A 19,189-nucleotide genomic window follows, 5' to 3' on the forward strand; every position below is an offset into this window, starting at 1 on the left:
CAAGAGCCGGCATCGACGCCGAATGGTGGGGCGCGCGGAAAGGGCGTCGCCGGGATAGCCGACCACCTGAAAGTTCGCCCGCCAGGGATGCGACCATGCTGACATCCAGCATTTCGCGGGAGTCCATGGGCGGAAGGATGGAGGGCAGGCGCTGCGCAAGCATTGACTTACCAGCTCCCGGCGGCCCTACCATCAGGAAATGGTGGCCACCTGCGGCTGCCACTTCAAGGGCACGCTTGGCTGTTTCCTGACCTTTGATGTCCTGGAGATCCGGCAGCCCGTCAGGTTCCGGAGCCACAGCCGGCCTTGGCCGGGTCAGAACCTGGCTTCCCTTGATGTGATTAATGAGCTGAACAAGATTTTCCGGGGCGAGAATATCGGCGTCTTCACCGGCCCAGGCTGCCTCCGGGCCCGAGGCCTTTGGGCAGATCAGTCCCATGTCGCGGGCATTTGCGGCAATGGCGGCAGGCAGCACGCCGGATACTGCAACGATACCGCCATCCAGCGCCAGTTCCCCCATGACGACGTAACGAGACAGAAAATCCTGGGGCACAATGCCCAGAGCGGCCAGTACCGCAAGCGTGATAGGCAGATCGAAATGGCTGCCCTCCTTGGGCAGGTCAGCGGGTGACAGGTTGACGGTCAGCCGTTTGCCCGGAAGTCCCAGGCCAATAGCATGCAAGGCTGCCCGCACCCTCTCCCGGCTTTCTGCAACTGCCTTGTCTCCAAGACCTACAACGCTAAATTGAACCAGCCCGGACAGGAACTGTGCCTGAACATCGACCGCGAGGGCCTCGATCCCCTGAAAGGCAATGGTAGAGGCTCGCGATGTCATAAAAGACTCCCTCGCGACCAGATTATATGCTCTTTACGTAAAGGTCAAGAACGTTTCACGAACATCAAGTGTCGGTATTGCGATCAGCGGCTTCCTGGTGCGTGGCGTGAACACTGCGTGCATTGATGCGCACGCGCTTTACCCGTCGCGCATCCGAATCCAGGACTTCAAACTCCAATCCACTCCCGTGCCGGATGATTTCACCGCGGATCGGCACCCGGCCAGCGATCTTGAAGATCAACCCTGCCAGCGTGTCCGCTTCCTCCTCTTCGTCTTCAGGCAGCAAGTCCACCGCCAGCAGGGCTTCGAGCTTGGAGAGGTCCACGCGGCCATCCGCCATATAGATACCGGTTTCGACCGGCCTCACTTCAAGATCCTCGTCCGTGTCATGTTCGTCGGAGATATCACCGACAATGACCTCGACGAGGTCCTCAATCGATACCAGGCCTTCCGTCCCGCCATATTCGTCAATGACAATCGCCAAGTGAGTGCGACTGGCCTGCATCCGGACCAACAGGTCGGTGGCAGGCATGGAGGGTGGCACAAATAATACTTCGCGATTAAGCCCGGCTTGATTGACGTTGGTTGCGAGCGTGGACGCCGCAATGCTGAGCCCGGCGACCGTCCCCGGCTTATCCGTCTTTTCCGCCCCGCTGGAACGGCGCTTTCTCGTCCCGCGCGCGGTCATCCAGCGCAAGAAATCCTTTACATGGATCATGCCGGTCACGTCATCGAGCGTGTCACGGAAAACCGGAATGCGCGAGTGGTTGGCATCAATGAACTTTGCCAGCAGATCTTGCATCGTGTCGGTCTCTTCGATGGCCACGATGTCAACCCGTGGCACCATCACATCATCAACTCGCAGGCTGGAGAATTCGATGATGTTGAGCATCATCGACTTCGCTTCCTGGCCTACGGCTTCACCTGGATTTTGTGCCTCGTGCGTTTCAATTGCACCAGCCAGACTTTCGCGCAGGCCCTTGTCCCTGCCCCTCGCAAAGCGAGTCCTCAGCCTCTGCCAAAGACTTTCATGCCCGCGTTCGGACTGCAGGGTTGCATCTTCCCGGTCAGTGTCGGTCATAGGGATCGGCAACTCCAAGGCTGCTGAGAATATCGGCTTCAAGCTGTTCCATTCTGCTGGCTTCATCCTCTGTCGCGTGATCAAAACCCAACAGGTGGAGCGCACCATGGACGATCAGGTGAGTTGCATGATCCTCGGGCCTCTTGCCTTGCTCCTCCGCCTCTCGCAACACCACTCCATAAGCAAGCACAATATCACCAATCGGGCGAGTTTCACCGGCCGGTACCGGGAGGTTGGCCGGTGCTGGAAACGACAAGACATTTGTCGCCGAAGGCTTGCCGCGCCACATTGAATTCATTTCGGCAACGCACTCGTCATCTGTGAGCAGGATAGAGATTTGACCCAAGCCTTCGTCAAACTTGAGAGCCCTGAGCGCTGCTGATACTGCACGCTGCGCCACCGCCTCGATACTGCCGAGCGTGAGCCATGCAGGCTCCTCAACCTCGATCGTCACAGTCATCACTTTTGTTTCGGGGTTTTCTTATCGTAGGCTGCCACGATACGTCCAACAAGCGCGTGGCGCACAATATCAGCGTTGCCGAACCCGATAGAGGCGACGCCCTGCACGCCCTTCAGAATCCCTACGGCATCCCCCAGACCCGACATGACACCGGGTGGAAGGTCCACTTGGGTGGGATCTCCGGTGACGACCATACGGCTTCCTTCGCCGAGCCGCGTCAGGAACATCTTCATTTGCTGCGGCGTGGTATTCTGTGCCTCATCGAGAATGACGAAGGCCGATGACAGTGTACGGCCGCGCATGAATGCAAGCGGTGCGATCTCAATCTGGTTTTCGGCGATCCCCTTGGTGACCAGGCTCGCCGGCATCATGTCGTAAAGCGCATCATAAAGAGGGCGCAGATACGGGTCGACCTTCTCCTTCATGTCACCTGGAAGAAACCCTAGCCGCTCACCTGCCTCAACTGCGGGCCGAGAAAGTACGATGCGGTCAACCTCGCCATTCATCAGCGCTTCTGCAGCGCAGGCCACAGCGAGATAGGTCTTGCCGGTTCCCGCCGGCCCAATTCCAAAGACGAGTTCATTCTTGCGGATGGCCTCGATGTATGCCCCCTGGGTTGGGGTCCGCGGCATGACAAGCTTGCGGCGGGTGCGGATCGCACCACCAGGAACATTCGCATCCTGGGCCTCTCGCATGCGGATCGCTCCTTCGACCTCACCCTTGCTGATATCGAGACCGCGCCGGGCCCGATTATAGAGCCCCATCAATACATCGCGGGCGACGTTGCGCGCCGAATCAGCGCCCCGCACGGCAAGCCTGTTGCCACGAGGTGTAATATCAACATGCAGCTTGTGTTCGAGCACGGCAAGATTCTCGTCATGTTCGCCGCACAGCAATGATAACAATCGGTTATCGTCAAACGAGAGCGTAAGAACGTCGGAATCTTCTTGCAGGTGTCCAGCCTTTGGGGATCCAAGCTGAGCTGCAGTGACGGGGGGATTCAATGAACTACGTCTCCTTAGCTAAACCGATGGACGATAATGGCCTGAAAGACTATTGCTTCCAACCCCCGTTATATGGGCGTCCACGATCTTCCCGATAAGGTGGCTCTCCGCCAGCAGGTGCACTGGCTGGAGATAGGGCGACCTGCCAACCAGTTGGCCCGGTTGCCGGCCGGTCTTTTCGAGCAGCACGGGCAAAGTGCGACCGATCATCTTACGATTGAATGCTGTTTGCTGGGCTATGACAAGGGCCTGAAGGGTCTGAAGCCGCGCGTCTTTCTCGGCTTCGGGAATCTGACCCGGTGCCTCCGATGCCGGAGTGCCGGGACGCGGTGAGTACTTGAAGGAATAAGCGCTTGCATAGCCTACGTCAGCTATGACTTTTAGTGTCGACTCGAAATCCGCTTCTGTTTCTCCGGGAAAACCAACAATGAAATCTCCGGACATTGCAATGTCAGGACAAGCGTTTCGAACTCTCTCAACCAGGCGTAGATAGTTCTCTACCGTGTGACCACGATTCATAGATTTTAGTATCGTATCGCTACCAGATTGTATTGGCAGATGAAGATAAGGCATGAGTTTGGGGTTTATGGCATGTGCGGCTATCAGGTCTTCACTCATGTCCCGCGGGTGGCTGGTGGTGTATCGGAGCCGTTCGATACCCTCGATGCGTGACAGTTCGGCGACGAGCCCTCCAAGGCCCAGACTCCGGCCATTGGCATCGTTACCATGATAGGCGTTGACGTTCTGTCCGAGCAGGGTGATCTCCCGGACACCTTGGGCAGCCAACTTCCGCGCCTCGGCGATGATTTGCTCGACTGGCCGCGAAAACTCCGCACCGCGGGTATATGGAACCACACAAAAAGTACAGAATTTGTCGCATCCCTCCTGAACGGTGAGAAAGGCCGCAACGCTCCGCTTGAGAGCCCCACCCACATTGAGTTTCTCAAACTTGTCTTCTGCAGGGAACTCCGTCTCGACGATCGGGATCGATCCAGCCTCTCTACGCGCGAGGAGTTCAGGCAAGCGTTGATAGGCCTGTGGTCCGAAAACAAGATCGACGGCGGGAGCTCGCCTCACGATTTCCTCTCCCTCGGCTTGGGCGACACAGCCGGCAACAGCGATCAACATCTCGCCGCCCTGTTCGGCCTTGATCCGCTTCATCCTCTTGAGCTTGCCAAGCTCCGAATACACTTTTTCAGCTGCTTTCTCACGAATGTGGCAGGTATTAAGGATAACCAGATCAGCCTCTTCCGGATTTGCCGCCTCCGAATAGCCTAGGGGCTCCAGCACGTCATGCATGCGGGCACTGTCATAGACATTCATCTGGCAACCATAGGTCTTTACGAAGACCTTGCGGGGACGTTTATCCATGATGTCCTGCATCTAGCCTATTCTCCCAGGATCGTGAAGCGCCAGGGCGAGACCACGCCGGACCTCGTTTTCAGCGTGCTGAGCCAGTTGCTTCCGATTTTTCTCTCCGCTGAGAGACAACGGCGAATGAAAGACAATGGCGACCTCGATCGGGCCAAGATTGAGTGCGGCGAGGAGGTGTGGCAGCAAGGCCATTTCGCCATACCAGGCATAAGACGGCAGCAGGCGTCTGTTCATGGGAAGATTGCGATGACCCCGGTAGGCCAGTGATACTGGCTGCACCAGAACACCGGGTAAGCCGGCCGAGGCAAAGAATGATGTCTTGAATGGCAGAACCCGGCGCCCGTCGCTTGATGTCCCCTCTGGAAAGAGCACAAGTGTATCGCCGGCTTCCAGCCGCTCTGACATTTCATCTCGGGATACCCCGACGGCGTGCCGCCGAGTCCGGTCAACGAACACGGTCCGCTGGAGCCTGGCCAGAGTGCCGAATACTGGCCAGCTGCTCACCTCGCGCTTGGCAACGAACGAAACGGGGGCCATGGAACTCAAGACGACGATATCGAGCCAGCTTACGTGATTGCTGACAAGCAACATAGGCCCACTGCTTGGAACAGCGCCAATCACTTCGCATCTCACACCGAGTAGATGACAAACAATGCGATGATAATACATCGGAAACACTCGACCGAGATCAAGACCCAACCACAGAAAGACTTTCTGCAATGGCATCAGGGGCAAGGTCAGCACCGCCAGTAACACTAGCAGGAAGGGTCCTCTCACGGCCCTTGCCCTGCAGTGTCCCTGCTCAACACGATGGCATCCTCGCGTCCGCCTGCGCGGGTATAGTAGCCTTTCCGCCGCGCAACCTCTCTGAACCCGAGTTTTCTGTAAAGCGATTGGGCTGCGGCATTGGATACCGCAACTTCGAGAAACACCCGACGGACTGCAAGATGCGTCAGATTCGAGAGATGAGTTGACAACAGCTGGAGTGCTATGCCCTTCCGCTGATCTGCTGGTCTCGTCCCAATCGTGATAATCTCGGCCTCATCCCCCGCTTGACGGGTCAGAAGCAGGCCAGTTGGTCTGCCCCTGTCGAGCGCTATTGTGGCTGAAGTTCCGGGTACATTGAGCAGGCTTTGAAATTCTGCTGCACTCCATCCTGATTGGAAAGCCTCACCATGCAACTCGGCGAGTACTTCGGCAGCCGCCGTGCCTGCAGCTTCAAATGTCAGGTTGCCCGAAGCGCCTGCTGGCTGACCCGGGGGCTTTGCATCCGGCGGTCGAAGGTAGAGTGGTCTCAGCACAGTCTGGCCCTGCTGTGTCACCGCCACATGACCGAACCGTGAGGCTATGGGATGGCTTTCCGCGGCTGAAAGGGTGAGGTCTGGGCGGCCGCTTGCCTCAATAATGGTGCGGGCAGCGGTTCCCGCGATCCAGCAGCCCTGCGGAAGGTTTTGAGCAGCCATGCTTGCTGTTGAAACACGAGGAGCCTGGACTTGCCGTCTCATGTCATCAAATGCTGCTGCGTAAACATGTCCATTCCCTGCATCTGACGCGACAAGCAGTGGTACATTTGCAGGTTCATTCGCAGCGATGGCGCTGAGCGAATCGATCCCAACGGCAGGTATTCCGCAGGAACGTGCCAGCCCTTGTGCAAAAGCCAGACCCAAGCGTGTGCCAGTGAAGGTTCCTGGACCAGTTGTCACGGCGATGCAGCCAATATCCCTGAATGCGCGGCCCGAGGCCTTCATGACCTGAGCCACCATAGGCGCCAAGGCCTCGGCGTGGCCCCGCTGCATGGGTTCACACAGTTCAGCACGGACGAAGCCATGCCCGATGTCAATCACTGCCGCAGAGCATGCCCCCATTGCTGTATCGAGGCTTAGGATATTCATGACACAAAGGTGATAGGCTGTTCACCCGTATCACGTCAAACCGCACGCACCTCGCTCACCTCTGGAACGAAGTGGCGCAGCAAATTCTCGATGCCGTGCTTCAGCGTGGCGGTGGAGGAGGGGCAGCCTGCACATGAACCCTTCATGTTGAGGTAGACGATTCCCTCGCGAAAGCCCTGGAAGGTAATGTCGCCACCGTCTTGTGCCACCGCCGGCCGCACGCGGGTATCGAGGAGTTGCTTGATGGTGGTGACGATCTCGGAGTCACCTTCGCTGAAGAACTCGTCCGTTTTGGTCCCGCCCTCTGCTGCTTCATCCAGCAGTACCGGTTCACCGGACAGGTAATGGTCCATGATCAGACCAAGGACTGCCGGTTTCAGGTGCTGCCATTCTGTGCCGGATCTCGTGACCGTGATGAAGTCTTGGCCGAGAAAGACCCCCGACACACCAGCCACTGAAAACAGCTTTTGTGCCAAGGGCGACTCGGCGGCTGCGGTAGCATCACGATAGTCTCGCGTGCCCCCGGGCAATACCGGCTTGCCAGGCAAGAACTTCAAGGTGGCCGGGTTGGGGGTTGCTTCTGTTTGAATGAACATGTCCGATTCCTCTACTCGGGTATTATATAGACCTTCTTTAGAATCGTTTCAAACTTCTTCGCAGGCGGAGTTCATGAAACAATGAAGCCGACGATTTCTCTTGCCTCGCGCATAATTGGCGCGGCAATCGCCCTCGCCCGAGCAGAACCATCCCGAAGTACCGTTTCCACATATCCGGGGTCAGACTGGAGCCGCTTTGTCTCTTCCCCTACCGGCCCGAGTTTGGCAACGGCCAATTCTGCCAGAGCGTTCTTGAACACAGAGAATTGACCGCCACCATATTGAGAAAGCACTCTCTCGACGCTTTCACCTGAGAGGGCAGCATAGATTCCGGTCAGGTTGTCAGCCTCTGGACGCCCCTTCAGGCCCTCGGGCGCGCTGGGAAGTGGCTCGGGATCGGTCTTGGCCTTCCGGATCTTCCTGGCAATGGTATCGGCATCGTCGGTCAGGTTGAGCCGGGAGAGATCAGAGGGATCTGACTTTGACATCTTTTTGGTGCCGTCGCGCAGGCTCATAACCCTGGTTGCCGGACCGGTGATGTAGGGTTCTGGCGGGACCAGGAAGACGCCATCCGCAAAACCCGCAGACCTGATTGCCTCTGCATAGTCGAGGTTGAACTTGTTGGCGATATCGCGGGCCAGTTCAAGGTGCTGCTTCTGGTCTTCGCCCACTGGCACATGGGTGGCGCGATAGCCGACGATATCTGCGGCCATCAGCACAGGATAAGTATAAAGGCCGACCGACGCGGCCTCCTTGTCCTTTCCGGCCTTTTCCTTGAACTGGGTCATGCGGTTGAGCCAGCCGATCCGGGCGACGCAGCCAAGGATCCAGGCCAGTTCGGCATGTTCAGCAACCTGGGATTGGTTGAAGATGATACTCTTCCGGGGGTCGAGCCCGCAGGCAAGATAAGCTGCCGTCACATCAATGATCGCCTTGCGCAGTTCCTTTGGATCCTGCCACACTGTGATGGCATGCATGTCAACCACGCAGTAGATGCACTCATGGGTATCCTGCATATGGATCCAGTTCAGCATCGCACCCAGATAGTTTCCGAGATGCAAGTTTCCGGTCGGTTGCATACCGGAAAAGACGCGCGGAACAATTTTGGCCATGTCTGAAACCCTTGGGCTGAACCGGCGCTGCTTATGCCTGTAAAACAAGGTTCTGAAAAGAGCCTGTGGCACCGCTTGCCAGGCCGCGCGTGAAACGCTCTAAGAACAGGCAGGATGCCAGAACTTCCCGAAGTCGAAACGGTCATGCGCGGGCTGAAGCCCGTACTCGAGGGTCGCAAGATCGCCCAGGTGGCGTTACGGCGCGATGGACTGCGCTTTCCCTTTCCTGAGGCGTTTGCCCAGAGGCTCAGCGGGCGGCGCATCACTGCGATCTGGCGGCGGGCAAAGTATATCCTGGCCGCGCTTGACTCCGGCGAACTGCTGCTTGTTCACCTCGGCATGACGGGGCGTTTTTCGGTATTCTCGAGCAATCGCAGCAGAAACTTGGGAAATTTCTATCTCGGGCATGCATCGGCCGAAACGGGAAATGGTCTTCATGACCATGTCATGATGATCCTCGAAGACGAAACGCGGGTCGTCTACACCGATCCCCGCCGTTTCGGTATGATGGACGTCTTTGCGGAGACTTCTGCCGGCTCCCATAAGTTGCTCCGCGGCCTTGGTGTCGAACCTCTTGGCAACAGCTTCGATGTGGACTACCTGGCGGAGCGCTTTCGTGGAAAAACGGCGCCGCTCAAGGCGGCATTGCTTGATCAGCGCATCATCGCCGGTCTTGGCAACATCTATGTCTGTGAGGCATTATACCGAGCGGGGTTATCGCCAAGGCGGAAGTCGGGCACGCTGGTGCGGACCAGGACGTTCGACCAGCGGCTTTCTGAACTTGTCCGCCATATTCGTGACGTGCTGGAGGAGGCCATCATGGCGGGGGGATCGTCGCTCCAGGATTTTGCACATACGGACGGAGCCTCTGGTACGTTTCAGCAGCGTTTTCAAGTGTACGATCGCGAGGGTGAGCCATGTTTTGGCTGCAAACGGCCAATCAAGAGGCTTGTGCAGTCTGGTCGTTCCACCTTTTACTGCCGTCATTGCCAGACATAGGATGAACCATGGCTTTTCAGAACATCATCGTTGAAATCCGAGGCACCGTCGGGCTTGTGACGCTGAACCGCCCACAAGCACTCAATGCGCTGAATGAGGCGTTGATCGGCGAATTGAACACCGCTTTTGCTGATCTTGAGACCAATTCCCAGATTGGATGTGTCGTCCTCACCGGCAGTGAAAAGGCATTTGCTGCCGGAGCGGATGTAAAGGAAATGGTGGAGAAGTCCTATGTCGAGGCCTATCTGGGCAGATTTCTCGATGGTTGGACACGACTTGCCGAGACACGCAAGCCGGTGATTGCTGCCGTCTCCGGATTTTGTTTGGGTGGTGGGCTGGAACTGGCGATGATGTGCGATCTCATCATTGCCTCCGAAACAGCTCGCTTCGCCCTTCCGGAGGTTACCTTGGGAATCATGCCTGGTGCAGGCGGAACCCAGCGCCTGCCGCGCCTGATCGGCAAGGCAAAAGCCATGGACCTTGTGCTGACCGGCCGAATGATGGACGCTGCTGAGGCAGAACGGGCAGGTCTTGTTTCGCGGATTGTCGCACCCGACAAACTTCTTGAGGAGGCGTTATCCGCGGCAACGAAGATTGCTTCCTATTCAAAGCCGATCGTGATGATGGCAAAGGAAACGGTCAACAGGGCTCAGGAAGTCTCGCTTGCCGAGGGTGCCCGTTTTGAACGCCGTCTGTTCCTTTCAATGTTTTCCACCGAAGATCAGAAGGAAGGCATGCGTGCTTTCATCGAAAAGCGCAAACCAGTCTTCAAGGATCGTTGATGGGGACGTCGAGACCATTGTTCCCGGTCAAGGCGTTGTCTAGGGGCTTTGCCGGTTTGAACAGGAACTTGTTACCTAAGTCACCCAGGGGTCACCATGTATTGTAGATCAGTCACCATTCGTGAGCGAGTTCAGTCATGAACGCAGGTGGAAACAAGCTTCTTCTCGAGCATTACCGCACCATGCGGCGCATCCGCACCTTCGAAGAGCGGGTGAATGAGCTCTTTGTACGTGGTCAGTCAGCTGGGTCGATGCTTCATATGTCGATCGGAGAAGAGTCGATTGCCGGTGTCTGTCGAGCCATGGAGCCTGGAGACAGTTTCACCACCCACCACCGCGGGCACGGCATATTCATAGCGCGTGGAGCCGACCCACGGCGCATGATGAGCGAAATTGCCGGCAAGGCAGACGGCTATTGTTCTGGAAAGGGCGGCTCGATGCATATTGCCGACATGGCTCTCGGAGCGCTTGGTGCAAATGCGATTGTTGGTGGAGGAATCCCACATGTTGTCGGCGCCGGCATCTCCTATCGTAACCGGAAGCTCCCGCACGTGTCTGTTGCATTCTTCGGTGATGGCGCATCGCAGCAGGGTGTTCTTTATGAAGCGATGAACATGGCCGCGTTGTGGAAACTTCCAGTTCTCTTTTGTTGCATAAACAATCAATATGGAATGGGAACGCGCATTGATCGTGCCGCTGCCAATACCAACTTGCATGAGCGTGCCACTGCCTGCGGCCTCAGTGGCATTACCGTCGACGGCAGTGATGTTGAGGAAGTTCATGAGACAGCAGAACGGATGATTGCGGCTGCGCGCGGTGGAACGCCCGGCTTTCTCGCCATCAATTGCTATCGTTTTTATGGCCATGCGCGGCTTGACAAGAGCCCTTATCGTGACGAAGCCGAAGAGATGGAGGGTCGCAAGCGTGATGTGCTTGCAAATGCACGTAGCCGGCTGATCGCACGGCAGACAGCAGATGAAACAGCACTGTCGCTGCTCGATCGCGACGTTGAAGCTGAAATGAATGCGGCTGTCGAACACGCGATCTCCGCATTGCCGCCACCCATCGATACGATGTTCCGTGATGTGTATGCCGAAGGGCAGCTATCGCCACGGCCCTTGCGCCATCACCTTTCTATGATTCTTGGGGAGTCTCGGTGATGCCTGTGATTGAGACGACATATCGCGAGGCGCTACGCCAGGCTTTGATTGACGCCATGACAGAGGACCCCACGATATTTGTCATGGGCGAGGAGGTCGGCCGTTATGGTGGCGCCTATGGCGTCACCAAGGGTCTGCTTGAAATGTTTGGCGAGGATCGGGTCGTCGATACGCCGATTGCAGAGGCGGGTATCGTGGGAGCAGCAATCGGTGCTGCCATGACGGGTTCGCGACCTGTTGCAGAATTGATGTACATCGACTTCGCAGGCCTGACGATGGATCAGGTGGCAAATCAGGCCGCAAAGAGCCGGTATATGTTTGGTGGGCAGATTGGCGTACCAATGGTGCTGCGAACCCAAGGGGGTACAGGCCGCTCTGCAGCAGCTCAGCACTCTCAGTCGCTTGAATCCTGGTTCACCCATATTCCCGGGCTTCGGGTCGTCATGCCCGCTACCGTGAATGACGCCTACCACCTTTTGCGCATGGCACTGAAATGCCCAGATCCCGTGGTGTTCATCGAACACAAGGGCCTTTATGTCCGCAAGGGAGAACTCGACGCCCATCAGCCAGATGCCGCCTGGGGCCAGTGCGCTGTACGCCGCGAAGGTACAGACCTTACAATTGTTGCCTATTCGAAGATGGTCTTTGAGGCGCTGGCTGCTGCTGAGATATTGGCAGAGCAGGGCATCTCGACAGAAGTTATAGACATCCGATGTCTGAATCCACTGGATGATGATACGATGATACGCTCGGTCACCAAGACGGGCCGGGCCATCGTGGCGACAGAGTCAGTGATGACGTCTGGTTTTGCTGCAGAGCTGTCGGCGCGTATCTCAGAGCGCTGTTTTGACTATCTGGAAGAGCCCGTCTTGCGTGTAGCGGGTGAGGACATTCCAATCCCTGTATCACCGGCGCTAGAGCGCGGTGCAGTGCCTTCACCTCAGCTCATTGTGGAAACCGCGCTCTGGCTTGTGAAGAGGGTTGCTCCATCATGGGCCGTCTGATCGAGATGCCGCTTCCCCGTCTTGGGGAAACGATGGAGGAAGGCCGTATTGGCGTAATTCTGAAGAAGCCGGGCGAGACCTTCAGGCGTGGCGAGACGCTGCTTGAAGTTGAAAGTGACAAGACGACGGTCGAAGTTCCCGCACTTCAGGATGGCATACTTGTTGAATGGCTTGTTGCCAGCGATCAGCTCGTGCCGGTTGAAACTGCCATTGCGCGAATTGAAATCGAAGGCGAGGCGGTGGCCGAGGCAAAAAAGCCAGCAGAAAAGCCAAACATCCTGCCTGCCACCAGCGTGACCGTCCGGGACATGGTCACGGTGGCGGGGTCCCGGCCCCGTGCGTCCACAGCAGCGCGTTCCGAGGCCCGGCGTAGAGGAATAGACCTTGCAAGGATTGCGGGAAGTGGCCGCAATGGACGAATCGTGCGTGCTGATCTTGTCACGACTGCAAGACCACTTCGAAGTACTTTTTATTCTGAGAATCCATCCGGCCGGATTTTTTTTCGTGAGTGGGCAAACCACGGCTCTGAGAAAGGCAGCGTCTTGCTGTTGCATGGCCTTTTTGCTGACTCGCAGAGTTTCACGACGCTGGCTCGAAAGCTGGCCGCGAGGGGCTATCGAACGATGGCACCCGACCTTCCGGGGCATGGCGAAACATCCTGCACTGCCATCTCGCCTGATGCCATGGCAGATGCCATCAAGGCCAGCCTGCCATCAGGACGCTTCCACGTGGTGGGCCACTCCTTTGGTTCCGTAGTTGCGGCAGGTCTTGTCGAGTGTGCCCAGTCACTCACTTTGCTGTGCCCGGCAGGCTGTGGCGAAGAAATCAATGATGAATTTGTGCGCGTAATGCTCGCCGGACAATTTGATCGCGCAGACGCATTCTTGGGAGAGCGGCTGCCAGCGGAATCCCAGGCAAGGCTTGCCGAAGACCTGGCCCGCCATGGTTCCCAGCAGAAGCTGATTGCCGACGCGATCGAAAGTGGCGGCAACCAGAAACTATCAATTCTTGCAACACTTGCCAGGTTGACGGCTCCCGTGCAGGCGGTGTTCATGCGAGATGATTTGATCATTCCCGCTCACCATGCCCTCAATATGCCCTTCAACGTATCCGTCCATCTCTTGCAGGCAGCAGGCCATCTGCCCCATTGGCGTGCAACTGACCAGATCGTCGAGCTCATTGCAGGCCTGTGAGCGGTATTATCTGAATTTCTGCTGTGACCTTTTGTGTGCAGCCAGCGCCATCATCCGGCGATCGCGCCAGGTCGTAGCGTCGTCAAGCTTGTCGGAGGGTACCAGAGCCCGCCGCTCAGCCGCCAGTGTCTTAGCCACGGTATCAGGCCAAGGCTTTGCAGTTCCCTGGCTGTCGCCAATCCTTCTGATCATCGGCCCATAGCGCTGGACGTAGTCGGCCACTCCCCCGGGGGCGTTGAGATCAATGGTTTCGATTGGCCCCATGAAGCTCCAGCGCAGCGCAAGACCTTCCGTCATTGTCTTGTCGAGATCGGATGCTGTCACATATCCCTCTGATATGAGTCGGAAGGCTTCGTTGAGAACGGCCAGTTGCAGGCGATTCAGAACAAATCCTTCTATCTCACGCTTGATGACAATAGGCGACATTTCACAGCTCATCATCAAGGAACGGGTCTTCTCCAATGCTTCAGATGAAGTGAATGGGGCTCCGCAGAGTTCCACAATTGGCGCCAAGTGCGGTGGATTGAGCGGGTGTGCAACAAGGCAGCGCTGCCGGGTCTTCAGCGCACCGAAGATGACTGACGGCATGATCGCGGAGGTCGAACTCAGAAAAATGGCATCAGCCGGAGCGAGCGATTCAGCTTCAGAAAACAGCCGTTGCTTTGCCTCGACCTGCTCAAGGATGTTTTCCTGAATGAAGTCCACGGCAGAGATGGCCTCCTTCAGGCTTTGTACCGCATGGATTTTACCCCGAATCTGGTCTGGAGACTTGATCAGGCCAGCCTCTGCCATGTCTGGCAGGGTCTGGGCGATGTGGCTGAGCGCCCTCGACAGTTGCTGTGGGTCCTGATCCCACAACATGACCTCATGCCCGCCGCGGGCGAACACGATTGCCCAGGAGCGGCCGATCAGGCCAGAGCCCAAAATGGCTGTTTTCATGGGTTAAATTGCCTCCGGATATGGTTTTTGCGAGCACTGAAGAAATGAGATGTGACGGTCCTAGACAGCATGCTAGCATGGATGACCTCGGGACGGCAGAGGCGCCGCCTGACCAAGATGACGAGAAATGACATGATCGCCAGTGTTCCGAAAACCCCCCGCATGCTGCGTCTCGCACCCGAAGACAATGTGCTTGTGGCCATCGATACCCTGGACAAGGGAGCCACCTCTGCCGAAGGTATTGTTGCCCTCGACCGAATTGGCAAAGGTCACAAGATGGCTGCAGCGGATATTCGTAACGGCGAGGCCGTGCGAAAATTCGGTCAGATCATTGGCTTTGCCAAGCTAGATATTGCAAAGGGAAGTTGGGTGCATGAACACAATACCGGTGTTCATGAATTTACTCGTGATTATGCCTTTGCCGAGGATGCGAGGCCAGAAGACATCCTGCCGCTGGAAAAGCAGGCAACCTTTCAAGGCATCAGACGTGCAAACGGTAAAGTCGGTACCCGCAACTATATCGGTGTGCTGACATCGGTGAACTGTTCGGCAACGGTTGCGGGATTTATTGCAGAGGAAGTCAAGCGCTCTGGCATTCTTGCCGACTATCCGAATATCGATGGCATTGTCGCTCTGAAGATGGACAATGGTTGTGTGATTGACTACCGCGGCGCTATCTTCGATATTCTGAAGCGGACCGCCTGGGGCTATGCAACCAATCCCAACATGGGTGGCGTATTGATGGTGGGTCTTGGCTGCGAGGGCTTCCAGATCCCCAGGTTCAAGGAAGCTTATGGGGTCGTCGAAAGCGAAGTCTTTCGTACAATGACGATCCAGGAAACGGGTGGCACTCGCAAGACGGTTGCGGCAGGCGTTGCGGCGATCCGTGAGATGCTGCCGCATGTAAATGCCGTGAGACGCGAGACGTGCCACGCCTCGGACCTCATTGTCGCACTGCAGTGCGGAGGGTCAGATGGTTATTCCGGCATCACCGCTAATCCGGCACTCGGCGCGGCAGTCGACATTCTCGTCAGGCATGGTGGAACTGGAATTCTGTCAGAGACGCCTGAAATTTATGGCGCCGAACACCTGCTGACCCGACGTGCGGCAAACAGGGAGGTTGGTGAGAAGCTGGTCGACATCATAAAGTGGTGGGAAGACTATACCCGCCGCAACAATATGGAAATGAACAACAATCCGTCGCCAGGAAACAAGCTTGGCGGGCTCACCACCATACTTGAGAAATCCTTGGGAGCCGCGGCAAAGGGCGGAAGCACGACATTGCGTGATGTCTATCGCTATGCTGAACCGGTAACAACCAGAGGCTTCGTGTTCATGGATACACCAGGCTATGACCCGGTGGCGGCCACTGGACAGGTTGCAGGTGGTGCAAATCTTCTTTGCTTCACGACTGGCCGGGGCTCGGCTTATGGCTGCAAGCCGGTGCCGTCCATCAAGCTTGCTACCAATTCTGATATATACGCCCGCATGATCGACGACATGGACATCAACTGTGGTGATATTCTTGATGGCGTTTCGATTGAGGAGAAGGGTCGGCAGATATTCGATCTCATGTTGAAGGTTGCTTCCGGTCAGCGAACCAAGTCCGAAGAGCTGGGGTATGGTGATAATGAATATGTGCCATGGCATGTTGGGGCGATGATGTAGTCGCTCCCACGTTGGTCATGGCTTCACCCGTGATTGCTGCCAAATGATTTTTGAGGTACGGGGCCTCTGGGTTCACCAATCTTAAATCTCAGGCAATTATCCCTTGGCCCAGGGGCTCGCATGGGGACATGGGTTCGAAAAAGACACCAGGCAACGTGAAGCGAAGGGTAGAGCCACGGCTCTTCTCTGGGCCGGGATCGACAACTTTGGCATCCAGCCGGGTTTCTGGTATCCGCCGCCGCCGCCGGTCGGTCGGCGGTGCTGTCATGCGTTTCTTGGCCACGATAGCGCTTGCCTGCATTCTTGCCCTTCTGTCCGTCTTCGGGCTGATCTGGTTCTCACTCGACAAGCAGGGACTTATGCGAATCCCGGAACGTGAGCCAGGTGTTTTGATACTCAGTGCCGATGGATCGATCCTTGCAGAACAGGGTGCATTCAATGGTGATGATGTCCGCATTGCTGATCTGCCTGACTATGTCCCAAATGCATTCATCGCCATTGAGGATCGTCGGTTTCGCAGTCATTTCGGCATAGACCCCCTTGGTCTGATCCGAGCAGCCTATGCAAATCACCGTGCTGGCCGCGTTGTTCAGGGCGGCTCAACGCTCACCCAGCAGCTTGCAAAGAATCTTTTTCTCAGCCCGGATCGCACGATCCAGCGAAAGATGCAGGAAATCGTTCTAGCGCTCTGGCTGGAAAAAAATTTCAGCAAGAATGAAATCCTGCAACTTTACCTCAACCGGGTCTATTTTGGCTCTGGTGCCGTTGGAATAGAGAAGGCTGCGCGAGTTTATTATCAGAAGTCTGCCAGCGACCTCACGCTGAAGGAGGCTGCAACGCTGGCTGGTGTGGTTAAGGCGCCGAGCGCCGCCAATCCAGTATCAAACCCAGCGGCTGCCGAGCAACGTGGAAACCTTGTACTCGAAAACATGGTCGAAGCCGGTTTCATCACTGCCGGAGACGCGGTATCTGCGATCGCAGAATCATCAGACGCCGATCCTGCAAATCGTCTGTCGCCACGACAATTTGTTGTTGACTGGATTTCTGAGCAGTTACCGGAGTTTGTAAAGGATTATGAGCAATCACTGGTTATTGAGACTACTATTGATATCAACCTCCAATCACTCTCAGAAATAGCCGTCATCGAGGAGCTTCGCACAGAAGGTGCTAAGCTCAAGGCCACAGAAGGTGCAATGGTGGTAATGGATGGATCAGGCGCAGTCCTTGCCTTGGTCGGAGGACGATCCTACCGCAAGAGCCAGTTTAACCGGGCCACGAAAGCCAAGCGGCAACCTGGCTCCGCATTTAAACCATTTGTCTACCTGACAGCCCTTGAACATGGATATTCACCAGACACACTTGTCGTCGATGAGCCAGTTCGAATCGGGAACTGGAAACCGGAGAATTACCGAAAGAAATATCTGGGCCAGGTGACGCTTGAGACCGCACTTGCGCTTTCCTTGAATACCGTTTCGGCCAGGCTTGTCATGCAGGTAGGTCCTGAGGCGGTGTCCGCCGTTGCCCATCGATTGGGCATTACGTCATCAATTGGGACTGATGCCTCAATCGCACTTGGAACGTCTGAAGTAACCTTGCTTGAACTCACATCATCCTTTGCACCGTTTTCAAATGGCGGCTATCCAGTCTCTCCTTATGTGGTTACGCGGATCAAGACGCGTGATGGTCGGATCGTCTATGAAAGAAATGGCACGGGCTTTGCGAGGGCAATTGGTGACCGACAGCTTGGTGACATGAATCGCATGATGCGATTGGTCATCACGCAGGGCACGGGAAATCGTGCAGGATTTCCAGGCTATGACATTGCTGGCAAGACCGGTACCAGCCAGGGCTACCGCGATGCCTGGTTCGTAGGATATACGAGTGAGTTGATCGCAGGTGTATGGATCGGGAATGACGACAATACACCCACGCAGAAGGTAACGGGTGGCCTGCTTCCAGCCATGATCTGGCGCAGTGTAATGGAACCTGCTCACCTTGGTCTCACGCCTGCGCCGTTGCCTGGCGCTGGCATTGTCGCGACCACAGAACACCCAGCCGTTGCAGGAACTGTCCTTGATGGAGGTGCAGCAGCGAAACCTTTGGCACCTTCGCAGCAATCTGGATCGAACTTTCTTGAGCGACTGTTTGGAGGGCTTTCCCAACAGCGTCCAACTACGAACCCGAGGGGATCCGGCACTGGGCTGACAGCCTATGAGCGCATGAAAAGAGCGCAGGAAGACGACTAGGCGTCAGGCGACGACGAGATGAACCTGCTGCCCGTTAAGACGGAGCCAGTCACGTGCTTTGGTGGCGTGAGGACATTGCGTAAGCAGCAGACGCCAAAAACGCGCACCGTGATTGAGATGACGCAGGTGCGCAACTTCATGGGCAGCCACATAGTCAAGGACATACTCCGGCGTCAGGATAAGTCTCCAGGAGAATGATAGTTCCCCACTCGCAGAGCAGGAACCCCAGCGACTCTTCTGATCGCGAAGCGTAATTCGGCGAAAGCCCACGTCCATGAGGGTTGCATATTTTGAGCATGCTGCCGTAATGTCTGCTCGAGCTTCGGCCTTGAGAAAGGTCAACAGGCGGCGCCTCAAATGTGGCAGGTCCCCCGGAACATGAATCAGGCGCCGGACGGGGTCGGTGGTAACAAGGCCTCGACGGCTTTGAATGTGGCGGATCTCATGATCAATTCCACGCAGTTTGAGGCATTGTCCTGGCTCGAGATGAGTTAGCCGGCCGCGTTTATCAAGCTGCGAACATATCCAGCTTCTGGATCTTTCTACAAAATCAAGAGCCCGCGCCCGTGATACACCGCGCGGAACAGTGACCAGCAACCCGCTGCCGCAAGGTTCGAGTCTCAGGATGAGACGACGGGCGTTGACATGGCGCCGGAACACCACGCTGATAGCCTCATCACCTAAACTAAGACTCGATGGCTCAAGCGTTTGCTGCTTGGTTGTCTTTCTCAGACTTTCGAGAAATTGGACCACTGATGTTCCTGCTTATGAATTCGACGATCCGCGGGACGATTTCTTTTCTGAAGCGCGAACCGTTGAAAACACCATAATGACCGACACCAAG

General features: G+C 56.4%; 19 protein-coding genes. 7 read left to right on the forward strand and 12 right to left on the reverse strand.

Annotated features, from left to right (window positions below):
• The 9 genes from ACILRN_RS07835 to trpS all read right to left on the reverse strand — a co-directional run.
• Positions 1 to 835, reverse strand: an 835-nt coding sequence (locus ACILRN_RS07835) for a YifB family Mg chelatase-like AAA ATPase (protein ID WP_395687107.1), incomplete at its 3' end; no start/stop codon positions are given.
• A 64-nt stretch (positions 836 to 899) separates the two neighbouring features.
• Positions 900 to 1,916, reverse strand: a complete 1,017-nt coding sequence (locus ACILRN_RS07840) for a hemolysin family protein (protein ID WP_395687109.1) — start codon at positions 1,914 to 1,916, stop codon at positions 900 to 902.
• Positions 1,903 to 2,376: an rRNA maturation RNase YbeY gene (gene ybeY, locus ACILRN_RS07845; RefSeq protein WP_395687111.1), complete on the reverse strand. Its 474-nt coding sequence runs from the start codon at positions 2,374 to 2,376 to the stop codon at positions 1,903 to 1,905. Before ybeY ends, ACILRN_RS07840 begins: the two co-directional genes overlap by 14 nt.
• Positions 2,376 to 3,329: a PhoH family protein gene (locus ACILRN_RS07850; protein ID WP_395687134.1), complete on the reverse strand. Its 954-nt coding sequence runs from the start codon at positions 3,327 to 3,329 to the stop codon at positions 2,376 to 2,378. Before ACILRN_RS07850 ends, ybeY begins: the two co-directional genes overlap by 1 nt.
• 69 nt (positions 3,330 to 3,398) lie before the next feature.
• A complete protein-coding gene (gene miaB / locus ACILRN_RS07855) occupies positions 3,399 to 4,751 on the reverse strand; it encodes a tRNA (N6-isopentenyl adenosine(37)-C2)-methylthiotransferase MiaB (RefSeq protein WP_395687113.1) in 1,353 nt (450 codons plus the stop codon).
• Positions 4,752 to 4,763: 12 nt separating this feature from the next.
• On the reverse strand, positions 4,764 to 5,480 hold the full coding sequence (locus ACILRN_RS07860) for a lysophospholipid acyltransferase family protein (RefSeq protein WP_395687136.1): 717 nt from the start codon (positions 5,478 to 5,480) through the stop codon (positions 4,764 to 4,766).
• A gap of 47 nt (positions 5,481 to 5,527) precedes the next feature.
• Positions 5,528 to 6,646, reverse strand: coding sequence for a tRNA (adenosine(37)-N6)-threonylcarbamoyltransferase complex dimerization subunit type 1 TsaB (gene tsaB, locus ACILRN_RS07865; RefSeq protein ID WP_395687114.1), 1,119 nt, complete (start codon positions 6,644 to 6,646; stop codon positions 5,528 to 5,530).
• 35 nt (positions 6,647 to 6,681) lie between these two features.
• Positions 6,682 to 7,242: a NifU family protein gene (locus ACILRN_RS07870; protein ID WP_395687115.1), complete on the reverse strand. Its 561-nt coding sequence runs from the start codon at positions 7,240 to 7,242 to the stop codon at positions 6,682 to 6,684.
• Between the two features lie 71 nt (positions 7,243 to 7,313).
• Entirely contained in the window at positions 7,314 to 8,354 is a 1,041-nt protein-coding gene (gene trpS, locus ACILRN_RS07875; RefSeq protein WP_395687116.1) for a tryptophan--tRNA ligase, read from the reverse strand.
• A gap of 114 nt (positions 8,355 to 8,468) precedes the next feature.
• Here trpS and mutM point away from each other — a divergent pair, with 114 nt between their 5' ends.
• From mutM to ACILRN_RS07900, 5 genes are all read left to right on the forward strand, one after another.
• The gene (gene mutM / locus ACILRN_RS07880) at positions 8,469 to 9,353 is read left to right on the forward strand and encodes a bifunctional DNA-formamidopyrimidine glycosylase/DNA-(apurinic or apyrimidinic site) lyase (RefSeq protein ID WP_395687117.1); all 885 of its coding nucleotides are present in this window, start codon (positions 8,469 to 8,471) and stop codon (positions 9,351 to 9,353) included.
• A gap of 8 nt (positions 9,354 to 9,361) precedes the next feature.
• Positions 9,362 to 10,135, forward strand: coding sequence for an enoyl-CoA hydratase (locus ACILRN_RS07885; protein WP_395687118.1), 774 nt, complete (start codon positions 9,362 to 9,364; stop codon positions 10,133 to 10,135).
• A 137-nt stretch (positions 10,136 to 10,272) separates the two neighbouring features.
• Entirely contained in the window at positions 10,273 to 11,295 is a 1,023-nt protein-coding gene (locus tag ACILRN_RS07890; protein ID WP_395687120.1) for a thiamine pyrophosphate-dependent dehydrogenase E1 component subunit alpha, read from the forward strand.
• Entirely contained in the window at positions 11,295 to 12,299 is a 1,005-nt protein-coding gene (locus ACILRN_RS07895) for an alpha-ketoacid dehydrogenase subunit beta (protein ID WP_395687122.1), read from the forward strand. Before ACILRN_RS07890 ends, ACILRN_RS07895 begins: the two co-directional genes overlap by 1 nt.
• A complete protein-coding gene (locus tag ACILRN_RS07900) occupies positions 12,287 to 13,492 on the forward strand; it encodes an alpha/beta fold hydrolase (RefSeq protein WP_395687124.1) in 1,206 nt (401 codons plus the stop codon). The genes ACILRN_RS07895 and ACILRN_RS07900 overlap by 13 nt, the downstream gene beginning before the upstream one ends.
• A gap of 6 nt (positions 13,493 to 13,498) precedes the next feature.
• Here ACILRN_RS07900 and ACILRN_RS07905 read toward each other — a convergent pair whose 3' ends face one another.
• Positions 13,499 to 14,431 (reverse strand): 3-hydroxyacyl-CoA dehydrogenase, encoded by a 933-nt coding sequence (locus ACILRN_RS07905; protein WP_395687126.1) that lies wholly within the window; start codon positions 14,429 to 14,431, stop codon positions 13,499 to 13,501.
• Between the two features lie 132 nt (positions 14,432 to 14,563).
• Between ACILRN_RS07905 and ACILRN_RS07910 the strand changes: the two genes are divergently transcribed.
• Both ACILRN_RS07910 and ACILRN_RS07915 read left to right on the forward strand, forming a co-directional pair.
• Positions 14,564 to 16,099, forward strand: a complete 1,536-nt coding sequence (locus ACILRN_RS07910; protein WP_395687128.1) for a UxaA family hydrolase — start codon at positions 14,564 to 14,566, stop codon at positions 16,097 to 16,099.
• Between the two features lie 359 nt (positions 16,100 to 16,458).
• Positions 16,459 to 18,345: a transglycosylase domain-containing protein gene (locus ACILRN_RS07915; protein ID WP_395687130.1), complete on the forward strand. Its 1,887-nt coding sequence runs from the start codon at positions 16,459 to 16,461 to the stop codon at positions 18,343 to 18,345.
• 3 nt (positions 18,346 to 18,348) lie between these two features.
• Here ACILRN_RS07915 and ACILRN_RS07920 read toward each other — a convergent pair whose 3' ends face one another.
• Together ACILRN_RS07920 and ACILRN_RS07925 are read right to left on the reverse strand one after the other, a co-directional pair.
• Complete coding sequence (locus ACILRN_RS07920; RefSeq protein ID WP_395687132.1) at positions 18,349 to 19,098, reverse strand: M48 family metallopeptidase; 750 nt, start codon at positions 19,096 to 19,098, stop codon at positions 18,349 to 18,351.
• The coding region (locus ACILRN_RS07925) for a hypothetical protein (protein WP_395687138.1) at positions 19,046 to 19,189 on the reverse strand (144 nt) is incomplete at its 5' end. The genes ACILRN_RS07925 and ACILRN_RS07920, both read right to left, overlap by 53 nt.

Origin of the sequence: Aestuariivirga sp. (genome assembly GCF_044238155.1) — a bacterium.
GTDB lineage: Bacteria > Pseudomonadota > Alphaproteobacteria > Rhizobiales > Aestuariivirgaceae > Aestuariivirga.

What these genes read in the sequence shown, in the direction of transcription:
- ACILRN_RS07840 (WP_395687109.1), bottom strand. Translation starts at nt 1,916, where the DNA reads ATGACCGACACTGACCGGGAAGATGCAACCCTGCAGTCCGAACGCGGG.
- ybeY (WP_395687111.1), bottom strand. Translation starts at nt 2,376, where the DNA reads ATGACTGTGACGATCGAGGTTGAGGAGCCTGCATGGCTCACGCTCGGC.
- miaB (WP_395687113.1), bottom strand. Translation starts at nt 4,751, where the DNA reads ATGGATAAACGTCCCCGCAAGGTCTTCGTAAAGACCTATGGTTGCCAG.
- ACILRN_RS07860 (WP_395687136.1), bottom strand. Translation starts at nt 5,480, where the DNA reads ATGCCATTGCAGAAAGTCTTTCTGTGGTTGGGTCTTGATCTCGGTCGA.
- tsaB (WP_395687114.1), bottom strand. Translation starts at nt 6,646, where the DNA reads ATGAATATCCTAAGCCTCGATACAGCAATGGGGGCATGCTCTGCGGCA.
- ACILRN_RS07870 (WP_395687115.1), bottom strand. Translation starts at nt 7,242, where the DNA reads ATGTTCATTCAAACAGAAGCAACCCCCAACCCGGCCACCTTGAAGTTC.
- trpS (WP_395687116.1), bottom strand. Translation starts at nt 8,354, where the DNA reads ATGGCCAAAATTGTTCCGCGCGTCTTTTCCGGTATGCAACCGACCGGA.
- mutM (WP_395687117.1), top strand. Translation starts at nt 8,469, where the DNA reads ATGCCAGAACTTCCCGAAGTCGAAACGGTCATGCGCGGGCTGAAGCCC.
- ACILRN_RS07885 (WP_395687118.1), top strand. Translation starts at nt 9,362, where the DNA reads ATGGCTTTTCAGAACATCATCGTTGAAATCCGAGGCACCGTCGGGCTT.
- ACILRN_RS07890 (WP_395687120.1), top strand. Translation starts at nt 10,273, where the DNA reads ATGAACGCAGGTGGAAACAAGCTTCTTCTCGAGCATTACCGCACCATG.
- ACILRN_RS07895 (WP_395687122.1), top strand. Translation starts at nt 11,295, where the DNA reads ATGCCTGTGATTGAGACGACATATCGCGAGGCGCTACGCCAGGCTTTG.
- ACILRN_RS07900 (WP_395687124.1), top strand. Translation starts at nt 12,287, where the DNA reads ATGGGCCGTCTGATCGAGATGCCGCTTCCCCGTCTTGGGGAAACGATG.
- ACILRN_RS07905 (WP_395687126.1), bottom strand. Translation starts at nt 14,431, where the DNA reads ATGAAAACAGCCATTTTGGGCTCTGGCCTGATCGGCCGCTCCTGGGCA.
- ACILRN_RS07910 (WP_395687128.1), top strand. Translation starts at nt 14,564, where the DNA reads ATGATCGCCAGTGTTCCGAAAACCCCCCGCATGCTGCGTCTCGCACCC.
- ACILRN_RS07915 (WP_395687130.1), top strand. Translation starts at nt 16,459, where the DNA reads ATGCGAATCCCGGAACGTGAGCCAGGTGTTTTGATACTCAGTGCCGAT.